Source organism: Hymenobacter metallicola (assembly GCF_004745645.1).
Lineage (GTDB): Bacteria > Bacteroidota > Bacteroidia > Cytophagales > Hymenobacteraceae > Hymenobacter > Hymenobacter metallicola.
On sequence record NZ_SRMB01000005.1, the window covers coordinates 344,974 to 362,801 of the forward strand.

Sequence of the window (17,828 nt, forward strand, 5' to 3'; positions counted from 1 at the left end):
GAAGAATGTAGCCAGCGGCTGAACCCAACCGAAGGCTAACGGTTGTTGATATATTCACCTAGCTCTATTCTCCATGCCCCACCGCTACTGGCTGCTTTTTCTGCTGCTTGGCCTTGCCTTTCCCCTCCACGCCCAGACCGTAGGCCAGATTAGCGGGACGGTGCGTGACCGGGCCACTCAGGAAGCCCTGCCCGGCGTAACGGTGGTGCTGGAAGGAACCGAGCTGGGCACCGCCACCGATGAGCAGGGGCGCTACAAGCTCTCGGCCGTGCCCACGGGCTCCTATAATCTGCGGGCTTCCTTCGTAGGCTACGAACCGCTGCTGCGGGCCAACGTAAGCGTAACCAGCGGCAATGCCAACATCATCAACCTGGAGCTGGGAGCCGGAGCCAAGCAACTAGGGGAAGTAACCGTGACGGCCAACCGCGCCATTCGGGTAGCCACGGCCGAAACCCCGCTGAGTGTGCAGCGCCTCAACACTGAGGAAATCAAGACCTTTCCGGGGGGCAACTTCGATATTTCCAAAGTAGTGCAGAGCCTGCCCGGCGTGGGTGGGGGCGGCACCGGGGGCACAGCTGGCTTCCGCAACGACATCATCATCCGGGGTGGGGCGCCCAACGAAAACGTGTACTACCTCGACGGCATTGAGGTGCCCGTCATCAACCACTTTGCTACGCAGGGCAGTACCGGCGGCCCGGCCGGCATCCTGAACGTGTCGTTTATTGAGGACGTGACGCTGAGCAGCTCGGCTTTCGAAGCCCGCTACGACAACGCCCTGAGCAGCGTGCTGCAGTTTCGACAGCGCGAGGGCAACCCCGAGCGAATTCAGGGCAACCTGCGCACCTCCGCCACCGAAGTGGCCGGTACGCTGGAAGGCCCGGTGGCGAAGAATACGACCTTTCTGGTGTCGTTGCGCCGCTCGTACCTGCAGCTGCTGTTCAAGGCCATCGACTTGCCCATCCGGCCCGATTACTGGGATTCACAGTTCAAAATCACCACCAAGCTGTCGGACAAAACCACGCTCACGGCCCTGGGTCTGGGCGCCCTCGACCATTTCGAGGTGGGCGTGCCCCGCAAATCGTCGCCCGATAAAGAATACATTCTCCGCTCCACCCCTACCTACGACCAGTGGAACTACACCACCGGCCTGGCCTTGCGCCACTTGTTACCTAAAGGATACCTGAACGTGGCCCTGAGTCGGACTCAGCTCGAAAACAAGCTCGATTTGTTCGAGGGTGGCGTGGGCAATGACGAAGCCAACCGCGTGCTGCTCACCCGCTCGGGTGAAACGGAAAATAAGCTTCGCCTCGACATCAACCAGACGGTGGGGCGCTGGCAGTATGCCTACGGGGCCAGTGGCCAGCTAATTCACTACGACAACCGCTTTCAGCGCCGCCTGCGCCGGGAAGTGCGCGATGAGCAGGGCCAGGTAGTGGCGCCCGACGTGACCGTGCGGTTTGCTTCCGACCTGGACTTTGCCCGCTTCGGAGCCTTTGCCCAGGCCACGCGCACCCTGCTGCCCGCGGGGCGGCTCACGGTGTCGGCGGGTATCCGGGCCGACGGCAACACCTTTACCGACGACGGCGCCAACTTGCTGCGGACCCTTTCGCCGCGGGTATCGGCGGCGTATGGGCTAACGGACAAGCTGAATCTAACGGCTTCGGTGGGGCGCTACTACAAGATACCGCCGTCAACGATTCTCGGTTTCCGGGATGAGAATGGCACGTTCGTCAACCGCCCTAACCGCTACATCCGCTCCGACCACTACGTAGCCGGCCTGGAGCTGCTGCCCCGCCCCAATACCCGCCTTACGCTGGAAGGCTTCTACAAGAAGTACAGCAACTACCCGGTAAGTGTGCGCGACGGAATATCCCTGGCCAACCAGGGCGGCGACTTTGCGGCCCTGGGCAACGAGGCCGTAACCAGTACCGGCCGGGGGCGCACCTACGGGGCCGAGTTTTTCTTCCAGCAGAAGCTGACCCGCAAAACCTTCGCCGTAGTGTCGTACACGGTGTTTCGGAGTGAGTTTAGCGGACGCGACGGGCGCTACAAGCCCTCGGCCTGGGACTCGCGCCACTTGGTGTCGGGGCTGCTGGGGCGCAAGCTGGGGCGTAACTGGGAGCTGGGGCTGAAGTACCGCTTTGCGGCCGGCTCGCCCTACACGCCCTTCGACCTGGAGGCCTCCCGCCAGAGCTATTTCACCATTGGTACCGGGATTCTGGACTACAGCCAGCTCAATACCCAGCGTCTGGGCTCGTTTCAGCAGCTCGATTTTCGCCTGGACAAGAAGTACAACTTCCGCCGCCTGACCCTGGATTTCTACGTCGATGTGCAAAACGTGCTGCTGGCCAAGGCGCCGGCCGCGCCCAGCTACAGCTTCCAGCGCACCCCCGACAACTCGGCATTTGAAACCACCGACGGCCAGCCCCTGCGTCCCGACGGCTCCAACGCCCTACCCATCCTCATCGACAACGCCAGCGCCCTCGTGACACCTACTATCGGGTTTATCGTCGAGTTTTAGTTACCCCTGGAAGTAATAAGGGCCTCGCCAAACCTAAGCAGACCGGCTACACCACGCGCTGCCTGCTCTTACCGGTCGGTGGTGGAGGTGCCGCCCGACACTTTCTCGATTTCGGTGCTGATGTACTGAAGCAGGGCCTCTAGCTCGGCGGGGGTGCCTTCCTCCGCCTGTACGGTTTTGACCTGACCGTTGGGCTGACGAATGCTGAGCACGGTGGTTGGTAAGTCGGTGGAACCCTGGGAATAACGGTCCTCGTAGGTGGAGAAATTGAGGCGGCGGGCGTCGTCCAGAATGGTGCTCACCACGCGCTGGGGCAGTTTTAGCTCGTGGGTGCCGGTGCGCTGCACGTAGCCGTAGCCCGTGTACGACACCCGGCCATCGGCATAAATCGTGGCTTCGTAGTGCGGGCAGGTGCCAAAGCAAGGTGTGCGTTTGAAGACGATAAGCGGCGCCGAATCCACTTTCTTAGCCGCTGCGTTAGCCGCCGGCTTCTTGGTTACCAACTTGATTTTGGTGGGCTCGCGCGATACAATTTTGGACTTGGTACGATCGGCAGCAATGTTTTGGGCCGAAATACGATCAGCCCACAGCAGGGCCACGAACAGCAGAAGGGCAGGGACACGCATAGGGGCGGGGTGTAAGAGGAAAGATCTTTTTATAAGATCCAAAAAACGAGCCAGGTAGCAAGTAGCATACGTCGGGACGGCTTGCTCCGGTTTGTGCTTCAGCGGAATGCTCCGTTCTGACTAGTGGTATACTGTTCGCAGGAGTGAAGTAGCTGACTTTGATGAAAAGCAGGGTGCAGACACCAGCAGGGCTATTATGCCAAACGCCTTTCCACCGGGCGGTAGAAAGGCGTTTGGCGCGGGAGCGAAGCTCAAAATAAACTACGAGCGACGGGTAGGCTTGCGGGGCTTGTCGCCTTTGGGCTCCCGGGGTTCCGAGCCGCCTTGCTTGGCCTGGGCTTCGCGCTCCTGGGCGGCTTTCATGGCCTCGGCCAGGCGGGCCTGGAAGCCGGAAGGCTTCTTGTCCTTGTTCTTCACCTTGTTGGCTTCGAGCTGGGCACGCAGCTTGGTTTCGTCCACGAAGCTGCGGGTAATGAACTGCTGGCCGAAGGTGACCATGTTCGAGACGAAGTAGTACCAGGTCAGGCCGGCGGCAAAGCTGTTGAGCACGAACATGTAGATAACCGGCATCACGTAGCCAATCACCTTCATCTGGCCCTGCATCTGGGTGTTGACCTGGTTGCTCTGCCAGGTCATGAGCAGGGTGGAGGCCGTCATCAGCAGAGTGAAGAGGCTGACATGGTCGCCGTACCACTTGATGTAGAAGGGCAGCTTAATAAATACGTCGTAGCTGCTCAAATCCTTGGCCCAGAGGAACTGCTCCTGGCGCAGCTCAATGGCGTTGGGGAAAAACTGGAACATGGCCAGCAGAATCGGGATGGTGAGCAGCGTGGGCACGCAGCCGGCCAGGGGGCTTACTCCGAAGGTGGAGTAGAGCTTCATGGTCTCACTCTGAATCTTGGTCTGGTCGTCGCCGTACTTTTCCTTGAGCGCATCGATTTCAGGCTTGAGCACCTTCATGCGGGCCTGCGACACGTAGGTTTTGTAGGTCAGGGGCCAGGTTACGAGCTTGATAATGAGCACGAGCAGGGCGATGATGATGCCGTAGGAGCCGATAAATTGCTCCAGGAAGTGAAACACGGGCAGAATTACGCCCCGGTTTACCCAGCGGAAGATGCCCCAGCCCAGGTAGACGTTGCGCTCAAAGCCGGGCGCCACGTTTTCCAGAATCGGCAGGGAGTTGGGACCGAAATAATAGCGGAACTGCGCCTTGTTAGCCTGCACGTCGGCCACGGGAATGGCCAGCGTAGAGCTCATCGTCTTGAGGTAGGTCGAGTCCTGCAGATCGACCTTGGAGTTGAACTGGCCAGTGCTGAACTGATTGTCGGCAATGATGCCGGCAATAAAGAAGTCGTGCTTGTGGGCCGCCCACTTCAGCGGCTCCGTAATCTTAATTTCCTCGGGATTCTCGGATGCCTCAGTCAGGGCGCCGTGGTCGTCGGAGGCCAGGTAGTGGTTGATGGTCGAGTGGTTGCGGTTTTGCTGGGCATCCTGCTCGGTCTGGCGCACGTGGTCCAGGAAGCTGAAGGTCAGCGGCTCGGCGGCCAGCGTGTTGGCCACGCCGGGCATGCGCAGGGCGTAGCCCACTTCGTAGGAGTCCTCAAACAAGGTGTATTCCTGCTCGATGCTGCCCCCGGCCACGGCAGCCGTGAAGGTTAGCCGCTGGCCTTTCCGCTCCCCAACCGTTACGGTCTGGGCTGCGCCGGGCTGGAAATAGAGGTCCGAGAGCTTGATGGTGCGGCCGTCGGTGGTGCGGAAGCGGGTGTCGAGCTGGGCGCTCTGGGCGTCGAGCAGGTCGAGGGGCTTGCCCGAGAAGGTCTTGTATTTATTCAGGCGCACGGCTTCCACCCGGCCGCCTTTCGTGGAGAAAGTCACGGTCAGGTTGGCATTCTGGAGCTGCACCTGCTGGGCCGTGCCCTGGCCGGCGGCGGCAAAGGCGCCGAGCGTACGGGCTGCCGTGGCCGAGTCGAGCGGGGCAGCTGCGGCGGGCGAGCCGGTTTTGCTGGCGGCTGTAGTGGGCTGGGCGGCGGGTTGTTCTTTCGGCGGCTTGGGCGAAAAGAAGAACAGGTAGACGAGGAGCAAGGCCGAGATTATAAACAGGCCGGTTGCTTGGTTTTTGTCCATCGAAGGAAGGTACTGACGGGGAAAAGGAAGGGGCGCCGGGCGGCGCGAAATGCAAAGGTACGGGGAAAGCGTGGCTCGTCTCAAAAATCCGGCGAGCTAGAGCAAAGGTCGGGAATGGCAGAAGAATATTCACGAACCGGCGTATTTGGCAGAAGACTGGTTCTCCCGCGGTATAGCCTGTCATTGGCAGCCGTGCAAAGCTCTTCATCTGCTGCGCAGACAGGCCCATCTTTTCGCCACTAAAGCCCGCTGCCTGAACAACATAGCAATGGCCCTAAGCGTGCAACGCGCCCACGAAAAAGCCCTTTGCCACGCTGAGTGGTAAAGGGCTTTCCGGGTAAAAAACAGGACTACCGGCGCAGAGGACGGATTGCTTCGCGCTGCTCGCAAGGACCGACGGGTAGCCTAGAACTCGTTCTTATGGTGCTGGATGGCGGCCTTCACGAAGCGCACAAACAGCGGGTGAGGATTCTGCACGGTGCTTTTCAGCTCGGGGTGAAACTGCCCGGCCACAAACCACGGGTGAGTTGGAATTTCGATGACTTCCACCAGGCCGGTGTCGGGGTTCAGGCCCGAGGGTACCATGCCAGCTTCCTCGAAGGCCTGCAGGTACTGGTTATTGAACTCGTAGCGGTGGCGGTGCCGCTCACTGATGTGGTTGCGGCCGTACGCCTTAGCCGCTTTCGAGCCCTTGCGCAACTCGCAGGTGTAGGCACCCAGGCGCATGGTGCCGCCTTTTTGGGTAATGGTTTTCTGCTCTTCCATCATGGCAATGACGGGGAAGGGCGAGTTGGGGTCCATTTCGGTCGAGGAAGCGCCTTCCAGCTGCAGCACGTTGCGGGCAAACTCGACCACGGCGCACTGCATGCCCAGGCAGATACCGAAGAACGGAATCCGGTTTTCGCGCACGTATTTAATGGCTGCTACCTTGCCCTCGAAGCCCCGCTCGCCGAAGCCGGGCGCTACCAGCACCCCGTCCACGCCGTGCAGTAGCTGCCCGATGTTTTCGGCCGTCACGTGGTCGGACTGAATGCTGCGCACTGTGACTTTACACTCGTTTTGGGCGCCGGCGTGCACGAAGGCCTCGTTGATGGACTTGTAGGCGTCGGGCAGCTCCACGTATTTACCCACCAAGGCAATGGTGATTTCCTCGGTCGGGTTCTTGAGGCGGCCCAGAAAGTCCTTCCAGATTTCCAGGTCGGGCTGGGCGCTGCCGCCCGTCAGCTTCATTTTTTTAATAACCCGCTCGTCGAGGTGCTCCTTGAGCATGAGCAGGGGCACGGAATAGATGCTGTCGGCGTCGAGGGCCTCGATGACCGAGTTGATTTTCACGTTGCAGAACAGCGCAATCTTCTTGCGCATCTCCATCGGAATCGGGTGCTCGGAGCGGCACACCAGGATGTCGGGCTGCAGACCAGCCTCGCGCAGGTCGCGCACCGAGTGCTGGGTGGGCTTGGTTTTGAGCTCCCCGGCCGCCGCCAGGTAGGGCAGCAGCGTGAGGTGAATAACCACCGAGTCGTTGGGGGGCAGCTCCCAGCGCAGCTGGCGCACGGCCTCCACGAAAGGCAGGCTCTCAATGTCGCCGATGCAACCGCCGATTTCGGTGATGACGATGTCAAACTCGCCCTTTTCGCCCAGCATAAGCATGCGGCGCTTGATTTCGTCGGTAATGTGGGGTACTACCTGCACGGTTTTGCCCAAGTAGGCTCCTTCGCGCTCCTGCCGGATGACGTGGTCGTAGATGCGGCCGGTCGTCACGTTGTTGGCCTGCGAGGTCGGCACGTTCAGAAACCGCTCGTAGTGGCCCAGGTCCAGGTCGGTTTCGGCCCCGTCGTCGGTCACGTAGCATTCGCCGTGCTCGTAGGGGTTCAGCGTGCCCGGGTCGATGTTGATGTAGGGGTCGAACTTCTGGATGGTGACTCTAAAACCGCGGGCTTGCAGCAGTTTGGCGAGGGAGGCGGCAATGATGCCTTTTCCAAGCGAGGAGGTCACGCCGCCGGTAACAAAGATGTACTTGGCGGTATTCGGGGAAGCGGGGGCTCTGTCTGGCATAACAGGGCCCAAATGTAGGGAAATAGTCGGAGGGCCGCGGCCAAAACCCGAATGTTGCGCAGAATAGTTGGCTCGGCAGCCGGAAAAAGTCTGGGTCCGCCACCGAAAAAACACCTCCTTGGCCCCGGCCTGCTACCAGCCGGCTGGCGCCTAAAAACGAGCTTTTCGATTACGTCTGTGCTTCAACTACTTGGCGCTAAGTCTTAATGGCTACAACTTCTGGCTGGCTGGGTCGGAAGTTGTAGGCGCTTGTGCATATTGTGGGGCTCAATCCTGCTTCTGATGTACCGCCTGCTGCTGCCCTTTTCTTTTTTATTTTTCTACTTGTTGTCCTCGTCCGCCCCGGCTCAGAATAAAGCCGCCGCCGACAACGTGGCCGAAACCGCTCTGCACCGGGGCAAGGGCCCGCGCTGGCTCAATAGCCTGCTAAGCAGCTCCTCCGTGCTCCGCCAGCACCAGGTGGGCCTCAGTCTCCGCGACGCGGTTTCGGGCGAGCCGCTATATGAGTTGAATTCCGAGCAGTATTTCACCCCGGCCAGCACCATGAAGCTGTTCAGTCTCTACGCCGGCCTGCACCTGCTCGGCGACTCGCTACCCAGCCTGCGCTACGTGGTGCGCCATGATTCGCTGCTGTTCTGGGGCACCGGCGACCCGACCCTGCTCCACGGCGACGTGCCCTCGCGCCGGGCCTTCGACTTTTTGCAGGGCCGGCCCGAAAAGCTGTTTTACACGCCGATTCCCTGCGTCGACGCTTTCGGCCCGGGCTGGAGCTGGGACGATTACAACTACTATTTCTCGCCGGAGCGCGGGCCTTTTCCGCTGTATGGGCACACCGTGCGCTTCCGAGCCACCCCGGGGCAGGCACTGTGGATAGCCCCCCGCATTTTCGCGCCCTTGGTGGAGCCGGCACCCGCGGGCATGGTCAGCGCCGACCACGTGCGGCGGCCCTTGCTCGAAAACCGGTTTTACGTGCTGCCCTTTACCCGCAGCTGGGTCGACGAAACGCCCTTCCGCACGAGTACCGAGGTTTTGACCAAGCTCCTGCAGGATACCTTGCGGCGCGAGGTACGGGTGTTGCCCTGGCGCCCGCGGGTGGCCGACAGCGCCCGTACGCTCAGTGGCTTGCCCGTCGATTCGCTTTACCGGCGCATGCTGCAGGTGAGCGACAATTTTCTGGCCGAGCAACTATTGCTGATGTGTGCCAGCCGCCTCAGCCCTGACTCCCTCAACACCGACCGCGCCATTCGTGCCGTGCGCCAGCAGTGGCTGCAGGACCTGCCCGACGCCCCGCGCTGGGTCGACGGCTCGGGCCTGTCGCGCCTGAACCTGGCCACGCCCCGCTCCCTGACGGCCCTGCTGGTGAAGCTTCATCAGGAAGTGCCCGAGCCGCGTTTGCTAAGTCTGCTGGCGGCGGGCGGCGGGCACGGCACTCTGCGGCGCGTATACCATGATGCCCGCGGCACCTGGTTTTGGGGCAAAACCGGCACCCTGACCAACACCCACAACCTCTGTGGCTACCTGCGCACGCGCACGGGCCGCCTGCTGGCCGTCAGCTTCACCAATAACAACCATGTAGTCGAAACCAGCGCGGTGCGTAAGGAAATGGAGCGCATCCTGTTGCAAGTGCGCAACCGGCTGTAGAACGCTGCTGCCTGCAGGGTAGCGCTGGCCGCCCCGCGAGTAAGGCTGAAATCCTGACGGTGGAGCACACCCAGCCCGTGGGTTGGGGTAGAGCAGAAAGGTGGCAGAACACTCAGAAAGTGGTTGCTTGCCCCTGTAAATCAGCAAAAAAGTCGTGTTGGATCAGTGCAACTTGGTGTTGATAGAGCACTAGTGAAGATGACTGCAGCGCCGGCTGATTGTAGGAGGGTGTATAATAAGAGCCTGATTATCAACGTGTATTATGGTTGTGCTGGTATGGCTGACCTATAATCGGTAAATTCATGCCTGCATTTACTTACCACCAATGGGTCTTTGTCAAGATCTAGCGGTTTAATATCTGGTATCACCTAAAAGTTTTCGCTGTGCGTTGCTTGATCCTCTGCTCGTTGGTAGCTGGCCTTAGTGCCGGTACGACCACCCTGGCGCCGCCCGCCAACGCTACCGCCCTTGTTGCTGGCGACCCGCGCGTACTTCGCCCGACCCTGCCGCCGGTTCAGAATGCCGGCACCGGCCTGACGGGCAGCTATTTTGCCAGCGGCTCGCTAGCTGGGGCCACTGTCCTACGCCGCGTCGATCCGGCCCTTGACTTTAACTGGGGCCAAGGCTCCCCCGGCCCCGGCCTGCCCAACGACAACTTCTCGGCGCGCTGGGAAGGCTTGGTAGCGGCAGCGGCTACGGGCAGCTACCGCTTCGTGGCCAAAACCAATGACGCAGTACGCCTGTGGGTAAATGGTAAGAAGATCATCGACACGTTTGACGGGGGGAAACTCGGCGCCCAGGGTAGCGCAGGGGTAGGCCTGGCCGCCGGCGAAAAAACCACTATCAAGGTGGAGTTTGCCGAGGGTGAAGGCGACGCCATGTTTCAACTGATGTGGGCCCCTCCCGGCCAGAGCCCGCAGCTAATACCCTCCACCAGCCTGTACCCGCTTGGCTCGCCTACTACCCCCGACCCGCCCGGAAGCACCCCGCCCGCGGTAGCCAAAGCCGCGGTAGCTCCCAAGCCGGCACCGGTAAAAGCCGCCGCTAAAGTGGAACCCAAGCCCCGGCCAGCCAAGGCACCGGTGGCCGCCGCGCCTGCCAAGCCGGCCGTGAAGACCCCAACGGCGGAAGAAGAAGCGGCCTTAGCCGCGAAAGCCGCCGCTAAGGCCGCCGAAGCGCAGGCCAAAACCGATAAGCTGGCCGCCGAGGCCAAGGCCAAAGCCGATAAGCAGGCGGCCAAAGCCGCCGCCGATGCTCTGGCCAAGGCCGAAAAAGCCCGTCAGGAAGAGCCCATGAAACCCCTAGACCCCGGCGTATACGTGCTGACCTCGCGCACCACCGGGAAGCCGCTGGAGGTAGTTGACCCGTACCGGCCCAACAGCCAGGCCTACCAGCCGGCCGCAATTGGCGCCGGCGGGGTTGCTGCCCCTACTACCCGCAACACCGCTCCGCAGTGGCGTATCGAAAGCCTGGGCGGGGGCTATTACCGCCTGATGGTACCCGGCAACAACCGGGTACTGGAAGTACTGGGCAGCTCGACTTCTAACGGCGCCGACCTGGATTTGTGGCCTTACTACAGCGGCAACAACCAAGCCTGGCGCATTGAGCCGGCTGGTCCCCAGGGTTATTACAAGCTGGTCGCCAAGCATAGCAACAAGGCCCTGACGGCCAAGGACTCGGCCAATGTGGCCACGGAAGGAGCCATACACCAGTGGCGCGACAATGGCCGCGAAAACCAGATGTGGAAGCTGGAGCCCATCAAAGGGGAAGAGCCGGCCCTGACCGCCATGGCCGGCAGCAAGCCGGGCGTGGGGGCCCACAAAATGAGCATTTACCCCAACCCCAGCAATGGCGTAGTGCAGCTGCGCTACGAGCTACCGGAAGAAATTCCGATGGGCTGGGTACTCTACAACCAGAGTGGAGCTCCCGTGCGCGTGTCGGATTACCGCCGCCAGCCTTCCGGGCCGCACCACCAGACCCTGGACTTCACCGGCCTGCCCGCCGGCGACTACAACCTGCGCATGACCGTCGGCACCGTCACGACGCGGGAGCAGCTGCAGCTGCGCAGCCCCAAGCCCTCGGTGCCCACGCCCAGCGGCAACTAGTACCGAAATAGACTTCATCAAGCAACAACGGTCGGCCCCATGTGGAGCCGACCGTTGTTGTTTTTGATTACTGTCAGTGAACCGCTTTTAAAAGCGGAAGCTAGGTTAGTACAGCACCCGAAACTTAATGGTGTGCTCTACTTCGCGCAGGGCCTGAATGACTTCCTGGTCGTATTCCTGGTTGATGTCGGTAATCACATAGCCGATGTGCTCGTTGGTTTTCAGGTACTGCCCCAGGATGTTGACGTGGTGGGCGGCCAGCACGTTGTTGATCTGGGCCAGTACGCCGGGCACGTTAGCGTGAATGTGGATCAGGCGGTGCGCCTGCTGCAGCGGGAGCTGAATGTTGGGGAAATTGACGCTCTGCTGGGTGTTGCCGGTGTTGATGTACTGCATAATTCGCTCGGGCACGAACTCGGCAATGTTGCGTTGGGCCTCGGCCGTGCTGCCGCCGATGTGGGGCGTAAGCAGTACGTTGGGCAAACCCCGCAGCTCACTCTCGAAGCCTTCGTCGTTGGTTTTGGGCTCGTAGGGAAACACATCGACGGCGGCGCCGCCGAGGTGGCCGCTGCGTAGGGCGGCGGCCAGGGCCGGTACATCCACGACGTGGCCGCGGGCGTTGTTGAGCAGGATGGCGCCGGGCTTCATCAGGGCTAGTTCGGCGGCGCCGATGAGGTTGGTGTTGTCCTTGCGGCCGTCCACGTGCAGGGTCACGATGTCGGCTTGCTGGAGCAGCTCCTGCAGCGTACGGCAGCGCACGGCGTTGCCCAATTGCAGCTTTTCGGCCACGTCGTAATACAGCACCTGCATGCCCACGGCCTCGGCCACTACCGACAGCTGGGAGCCAATGTTGCCGTAGCCCACGATGCCGAGCTTTTTGCCCCGGATTTCAAACGAGCCCCGGGCCGACTTATCCCATTCGCCCTGGTGCATCTTGGGGTTTTTCTCCGGAATACGGCGGGCCAGCACGATGATTTCGCCCAGGGCCAGCTCTACCACCGAGCGGGTGTTGGAGAAAGGGGCGTTGAACACGGCCACACCCCGCTTCATGGCCTCAGTTAAATCAATTTGGTTGGTGCCGATGCAGAAGGCGCCGATGGCAATGAGGCGGTTGGCTTTGTCGAGCACCCGCTGCGTGACCTGGGTTTTGCTTCGGATTCCGAGGATGCTTACGCCCTCGATGCGCTCCATGAGCTCTTCTTCGTCGAGGCCGCCGGGCACGGAGTCGACTTGGTAACCTTCGGCGCGGAATAGCTCGGCGGCCCGCACGTCGGGGTTTTCGAGCAGCAATACCTTAATGCGGTTTTTGGGGTAACTCAGGGTCATGGGCAGCTTGTTCTGATAGAGAAACTCGTCGAAAGAGGGGAGAACTTCGTCGGCGCGGGCCACCACGGCTTCGCGGCTGACGTTTTCGGTGAAGGCGTAAAAGCGGTTGGCCAAGCCGGCTTCCCGGATCTGGTAGTCGGTGTAACCGTCGCCGAGCACGTACACGTCGCCTTCCAGCTCCAGCTCGCGCAGCTGCAGAATCTTGCCCCCGTCGCGGCTCAGCACGTTTTCGGGGTCAAAGCCGGTGATGCGGCCCGTCTCGTCGAAGGTGAAGGTGTTGGCCAGCACGTGGTCGGCGCTGATGCCGAAGTCGGCCACGACGGGCTCGATGAATTCCCGAAAGCCGCTGCTGACGATGTAGACCCGCCCGGGAAACCGCTCAAAAAAGCCGCGGTTGCGCACGATACTCTCCGATACCTTGCCCTTGAGCTGCTCCACGAGCAGAGGCAGGTGCTCGCGCCGGGCCGGCAGCAGGGCCAGCCGCTGCTTCAAGGACTCCGAAAAGCTCAGGCTGCCACTCATGCCGCGGTCGGTCAGGGCCCGGATTTGGCCGACTACCTTTTCCCGGTCGGGGTGGCCGTGCAGGGCAATATCGGCTAGCTCATCCAGGCCCTCCACCTGAGTAAACGTGCTGTCGAAGTCAATAATCAGGTAGGGCAGCGTTGCGGTTATTTGGGCCATAGCGGCGGTAATATCGGGGACAAAACTCATTTGAAAGTGTAAAAGTCTTCTTAGTCGATTGGGGAAGGGGCTGGCAACCTTTTCGGGGCCGCGGGGCTCTTCTGCTAGTCTAGCCATTTTAATCCCCTTTATGATGAAAAGAATTACCCTGCTATTTCTCGCTTTACTACCGGCCGGGCTCAGCTACGGACAAGCCACCGAGTATTCCCTGCACCTGACGTCGGGCTTTTCCGCGTTTCGCGGCCCCTCGGCCCCCAATGAAACGGTCCTTGTGATTCCCGCCAATCAACGGGATTTTGAATTTGGTTATATGAATCCGCGCATCACGGAGCCCTTCGCGGTTAACCCCTTTGGGCGCAAGCTGGGACTGGCGTACGGGGCCGCCGGGCAGGTGCAGCGTATTTCGGCGGCTAACCTGGTTTTTGGGGTGCAGGCCGGCTACGAGGTGCTACGGAGCCGGACACCCGTTTCGGTGATTTTTGACAAGTCCGACGCCGGGGCCTCAGCCAACGGCCATGCCACGCTGGCCAACAGCTTCATCAACCTGCATGCTTTCCTGGGGCACCGTTTCACGCGGGGTAAGCTCGACTATGACCTGACGACGGGGCCGGAAATCGGCTGGTTGCAGCGCAGCCACGAATCGGCCGAGGCCACGGTAGAGTCGGCGGGCCGGGAGGTGTACACCACCGACCTGGACCGCAGTCAGCGGAAGGTGGATGTGCGGGCCCGCGTCAATCTGACGGCCTATTACCAGCGGCTGGGCTTTTCGGTCGGATATTCGCTGGGGTTGAGCAAGTACCGGCAGGACTACATCAGCAGCAACGACAAGCTGTATTCCCAGGTTTTCCGCACGGGCATTGCCTACCGGCTCACGCGCTCCTAGCCAGCGCTACTGCTCGTAAAATTCCACCGGCAGCCCGTCGGGGTCCTGAATGAACGTGAAGCGGCGGCCGGTAAACGCATCGGTACGAATGGGCTCCGACGCTACCTGGTGCTGAGCTAGCCAGGCCACGGTGGCATCCAGGTCGGAAACGGCAAAGGCAAGGTGGCGCAGGCCGGTGGCCTCGGGCCGCGACAGGCGGGCCGGCGGCTCCGGGAACGAAAACAGCTCGATGATGTAGTGCCCCTGCAGGGCCAGATCGAGCTTATAAGACTGGCGCTCGGCGCGGTACACTTCCCGAATTACCTGCAGGCCCAGTACCTCGGTGTAAAAGCGCTTCGACACGGCATAGTCGGCGCAGATAATGGCAATGTGGTGAATGTGCAGCAGGGGCAGCATAGGCAGAAACAGGTAGCTAGCGAGTGTTGAGGCAAAGCAACAAGGGTTAGGTTATCCGCTTGGCCTCACAGGCCGGAATCCAGTGGTCGTCCTGGCATACGGGGCAGCGGGCCACTGCCGCTTTGAGCAGTTCGCGCACTTTGCCGCAGGTGGCGCAGGCGTACGGGCCGGCTTCAGGGGCGTGGCGGTATGTCTGGGTGAGGCGCTCGGGCCAGATGGGCAGGCCCGGCTGCACGTCCTCATCGACGTAAAAGTAGATGCTGATGTTGCCGGTGGCCTCGATATAGGCCCGGCGCACCTGGCCCAGGTGCTCAACCTGCAACTGGCGCATCTCGCCAAATAGCTCCTTCTGGGTCAGATTCTGCTGCCGAAACTCGTCGATGCAGATCCGGCCATCTTCCACGAGCAGCACCGGCCGGCCTTCGAGCCAGTCGCTGAAGCGGGGGAATTTTTCGGTGGCTTTGTTGAAGAGCAGATACAGAATCGGAACGATGATGAATACTACGGCCGCGTGCAGCAGGGGCGTATCGTCGTAGAGCATGGCGTCGCCGGCGGCCGAGCCCAAGGCCAGAATGATGCTCAGTTCAAAAATGGACAGTTGACGCACACCCCGCCGGCCCGTCACGCGCAGCGCCCCAATCACCATGAAGTAGGTGAGCACGCAGCGCAGCGCTACTTCGAGCAGAAACAGGGGCGGGGCATCCTCGGAAAACAGCAGGCGGTTCCAATCGAAGGGTTGGATGGTAGCAGCTAAAAGCATAGAAGCAAGTATAGAGTATCTGCCGTAACGTATGCCAGCGGCTTCTTGTTGAGCTTCTCGAAGTTCAGAGAGTTGATTTATAAGGAAATAGCACGGGCGTGGCCTTCTTGCCGGGCCTTCTCAAATCAGGCTTAGGTACTTGATTTTCAAAGTTCTAGTGATGAGTCTGGCGTAAGCCCGGCTATATCATAATTACGGCAGGCGAGTATACGCTTATCTGTTTCTAAGGGCCCGCCCTGCATCGCTATGAATCGTACTACCCCACCGGTTGAGTTTATCCTGCACGCCGTTACGCACCACGATACGGCCGATGGCGTAGAAGCGCTGACCCTAGGTACCAACCGGGGCGAAATGCCCGCCCGCCTGCACCCGGCGCCTGCCGGCGCCCCGGCCGTCGTGTGGGTAGGGGGCGCGGGCGGGGGCCTCGACGGCCCGGCCTGGGGGCTGTATCCGCGGCTGGCCACGCAGCTCAGCCACCACGGTATCGCTTCGTTGCGGCTGCACTACCGCAGGCCCAACTATCTGGAAGAGTGCGTCATGGATACGCTGCTGGCCGTGGAATACCTGGTGCAGCAGCGCGGGCACCGGGGCGTGGCGTTGGTCGGCCATTCGTTTGGCGGCGCGGTGGTTATTTCGGCCGGGGCCCTGAGCGAGGCCGTAACGGCCGTAGTAGCCATGAGCAGCCAAACCTACGGCACCGACCTGACCCCGCAGGTCAGCCCGCGGCCGTTACTGCTGCTGCACGGCACCGAAGATGAAATTCTGTCGGCGGCCTGCTCGCAGGATATCTACCGCCGGGCCCGGCAGCCCAAGGAGCTGGTGCTGTATCCCGGCTGCCACCACGGCCTCGACGAGTGCCGGGAGCAGGTCGACCACGACCTGGTGGCGTGGCTGCGGCGGCAGCTGCCCGCCAGACAGCAATAGCAGCCCAATAAAAAAAGCCCGGCTGCAAAGGCTTGCAGCCGGGCTTTTTCTTAGAACCTGGGTTCTGGCGGTCAGAACTTAGTCCTGAGGCTTGATTTTGGCTTTTTTACGCTTGTCTTTCACTTTCGCGTCGGCGGGCACGGTTTGTACCGCAGGAGCCTGGGTTACGGTCGTGGCGGGCTCCACGGTTGTAGTCGTCGACTCGACGGTTGTGGTGGCCGGGGTCGTCGTGGTGGCGGGCGTAGCAGGGGTAGCGGGTGTGGCCGGCGTAGCGGGCGTTACCGTGGTTTGCTTCGTGGTAGTAGTGGTGCTAGACTGGGCCTGAGCCGAATATGCACCCGTAACGAGCAGGGAGGCGAGAACAAGAAGCTTCTTCATGGGAGCAAGTATGTTTCGTGGATACTAAAGCCGTGTGGAAGGAAAGGCGGCTTTTTGAGTGCCTATAACGAAGCTCGACGGAAAGTGTTGTGCATGGGCTATATCTTGGCGGAGAAATATTACAACGTCAGTTAGGCAAGAGGGCCCGGAGTAGGGGTGAGTCCGGCCGGCGGGTTTCGTATCTTTTCGGCCTATGCAGCTCACCATTACGCCCCTTGCCGTTCTGCTCTTTGCCGTTATTGCGCAGGCGGGCTTCGCGGCGGCCTTGCTGTGGTCGGGGCCGCATAACCGGGTGCCCAACCGGTTTCTGGCCCTGCTCATGCTGGCTATTGCCCTGTGGCTGCTCGATGGATTTTTTCGGGTAGCGGGCGTGTACCGACAGCGTCCCGACTGGTATTTTCTGCCTATTTATTACTCTCTGGCTTTTGGGCCGCTGCTGTATTTCTACGTGCAAAGCCTGGTTAATTACGACTTTCGGCTGCGGACCCGGCATCTGGCTCACTTCGGGCCGGTGCTGCTGCAGGCCGCTTTGTACACGGGGCTGAGTACCCAGAGCTACGCCTTTCGCAACGACTTTTGGGAACAGGTGCACCGCCCCTACACCTACCGGCTGGAGTTTATCGGGACCTGGGTGTCCTTGGCCCTGTATCTGGTGCTGAGCTTGCGCCTGCTGCGGCAGTACCGGCGCTGGCTGGTCGACAATTTCTCGGAGGTGTCGCAGCTGCGCCTGCAGTGGCTGGGTACCTTGCTGGTGCTGGTAGCCGTGGTTAGCGCGCAGTGGGTGGTGGAAGTGGTATTGCGCGAATTCTTCGACCTCTACTACCGCTACGACTACTCCACCGAGCTGCTGGGGCTGGTCGTGTTTCTGATTGGGGTAGTGGGGCTGCGGCAGGCCAATATGCAGACCGTGCATTTCGCGCCCGAAGCGCCCGAAGCCGAAACCGTAATAGTGGCAGCTTCGGCGCTGACCGAAGCCGCGCCCACTACCAGCCCGCCCCAGTCGCCGGCTACGACGAAAGAGGCCAAGGAGCCGGCGGTGATAGACGCGGCCGTGCAGGAGCGGATTCGCCGGGCCCTGGAAGACGAGCAGCTTTACCGCAACCCCACGCTGACGCTGGCCGAGCTGTCGGCCCACACCGGGCTGGCCCCGCGCCTGATTTCGTTCACGGTCAACAACGGCTTTGGCAAGTCCTTCAATGACCTGGTCAATGGCTACCGGGTGGCCGAAGTGCAGCGCCGCCTGGCCACCACCGACGATGCGGCTCACCTGACGTTGCTAGGCATTGCCTTCGAGTGCGGATTCAATTCCAAAACCACGTTTAACCGCATTTTCAAGCAGATTGCCGGCGTCGCCCCGAGCGAATACGCCGCGGGGACCCGCTAAAACCTGGTGCCAAATCCGGATCTGGGA

The 17,828-nt window shown here is 61.1% G+C and carries 13 protein-coding genes; 6 read left to right on the plus strand and 7 right to left on the minus strand.

Translation table 11 applies throughout. The features are described from left to right. Positions 1 to 73 precede the first annotated feature (73 nt). The gene (locus tag E5K02_RS22195) at positions 74 to 2,521 is read left to right on the plus strand and encodes a TonB-dependent receptor (protein WP_135398086.1); all 2,448 of its coding nucleotides are present in this window, start codon (positions 74 to 76) and stop codon (positions 2,519 to 2,521) included. Positions 2,522 to 2,589: 68 nt separating this feature from the next. Here the strand turns inward: E5K02_RS22195 and E5K02_RS22200 are convergent, their stop codons facing one another. The 3 genes from E5K02_RS22200 to E5K02_RS22210 all read right to left on the minus strand — a co-directional run bounded on the left by E5K02_RS22200 (position 2,590) and on the right by E5K02_RS22210 (position 7,323). Further along, entirely contained in the window at positions 2,590 to 3,147 is a 558-nt protein-coding gene (locus E5K02_RS22200; protein ID WP_135398088.1) for a DUF6438 domain-containing protein, read from the minus strand. Positions 3,148 to 3,408: 261 nt separating this feature from the next. After that, on the minus strand, positions 3,409 to 5,271 hold the full coding sequence (gene yidC, locus E5K02_RS22205) for a membrane protein insertase YidC (protein ID WP_135398089.1): 1,863 nt from the start codon (positions 5,269 to 5,271) through the stop codon (positions 3,409 to 3,411). 405 nt (positions 5,272 to 5,676) lie between these two features. Beyond that, a complete protein-coding gene (locus tag E5K02_RS22210; protein ID WP_135398091.1) occupies positions 5,677 to 7,323 on the minus strand; it encodes a CTP synthase in 1,647 nt (548 codons plus the stop codon). A 324-nt stretch (positions 7,324 to 7,647) separates the two neighbouring features. Between E5K02_RS22210 and E5K02_RS22215 the strand changes: the two genes are divergently transcribed. After that, positions 7,648 to 8,964 (plus strand): D-alanyl-D-alanine carboxypeptidase/D-alanyl-D-alanine-endopeptidase, encoded by a 1,317-nt coding sequence (locus E5K02_RS22215; RefSeq protein WP_167856540.1) that lies wholly within the window; start codon positions 7,648 to 7,650, stop codon positions 8,962 to 8,964. 383 nt (positions 8,965 to 9,347) lie between these two features. Further along, on the plus strand, positions 9,348 to 11,069 hold the full coding sequence (locus E5K02_RS22220; protein ID WP_135398095.1) for an RICIN domain-containing protein: 1,722 nt from the start codon (positions 9,348 to 9,350) through the stop codon (positions 11,067 to 11,069). Positions 11,070 to 11,174: 105 nt separating this feature from the next. Here the strand turns inward: E5K02_RS22220 and serA are convergent, their stop codons facing one another. Next, entirely contained in the window at positions 11,175 to 13,106 is a 1,932-nt protein-coding gene (gene serA / locus E5K02_RS22225) for a phosphoglycerate dehydrogenase (RefSeq protein WP_240737403.1), read from the minus strand. 100 nt (positions 13,107 to 13,206) lie between these two features. Between serA and E5K02_RS22230 the strand changes: the two genes are divergently transcribed. After that, the gene (locus E5K02_RS22230) at positions 13,207 to 13,959 is read left to right on the plus strand and encodes a hypothetical protein (protein ID WP_167856541.1); all 753 of its coding nucleotides are present in this window, start codon (positions 13,207 to 13,209) and stop codon (positions 13,957 to 13,959) included. 6 nt (positions 13,960 to 13,965) lie between these two features. Here the strand turns inward: E5K02_RS22230 and gloA2 are convergent, their stop codons facing one another. After that, the gene (gloA2, locus tag E5K02_RS22235) at positions 13,966 to 14,355 is read right to left on the minus strand and encodes an SMU1112c/YaeR family gloxylase I-like metalloprotein (RefSeq protein WP_135398098.1); all 390 of its coding nucleotides are present in this window, start codon (positions 14,353 to 14,355) and stop codon (positions 13,966 to 13,968) included. 46 nt (positions 14,356 to 14,401) lie between these two features. Further along, on the minus strand, positions 14,402 to 15,115 hold the full coding sequence (locus E5K02_RS22240; RefSeq protein ID WP_135398100.1) for a DUF421 domain-containing protein: 714 nt from the start codon (positions 15,113 to 15,115) through the stop codon (positions 14,402 to 14,404). A 246-nt stretch (positions 15,116 to 15,361) separates the two neighbouring features. Between E5K02_RS22240 and E5K02_RS22245 the strand changes: the two genes are divergently transcribed. Further along, a complete protein-coding gene (locus E5K02_RS22245) occupies positions 15,362 to 16,039 on the plus strand; it encodes an alpha/beta hydrolase (RefSeq protein ID WP_135398102.1) in 678 nt (225 codons plus the stop codon). A gap of 78 nt (positions 16,040 to 16,117) precedes the next feature. Here E5K02_RS22245 and E5K02_RS22250 read toward each other — a convergent pair whose 3' ends face one another. Next, positions 16,118 to 16,417, minus strand: coding sequence for a hypothetical protein (locus E5K02_RS22250; protein WP_135398104.1), 300 nt, complete (start codon positions 16,415 to 16,417; stop codon positions 16,118 to 16,120). Positions 16,418 to 16,610: 193 nt separating this feature from the next. Here E5K02_RS22250 and E5K02_RS22255 point away from each other — a divergent pair, with 193 nt between their 5' ends. After that, positions 16,611 to 17,801, plus strand: a complete 1,191-nt coding sequence (locus tag E5K02_RS22255; protein WP_135398106.1) for a helix-turn-helix domain-containing protein — start codon at positions 16,611 to 16,613, stop codon at positions 17,799 to 17,801. Positions 17,802 to 17,828 lie beyond the last annotated feature (27 nt).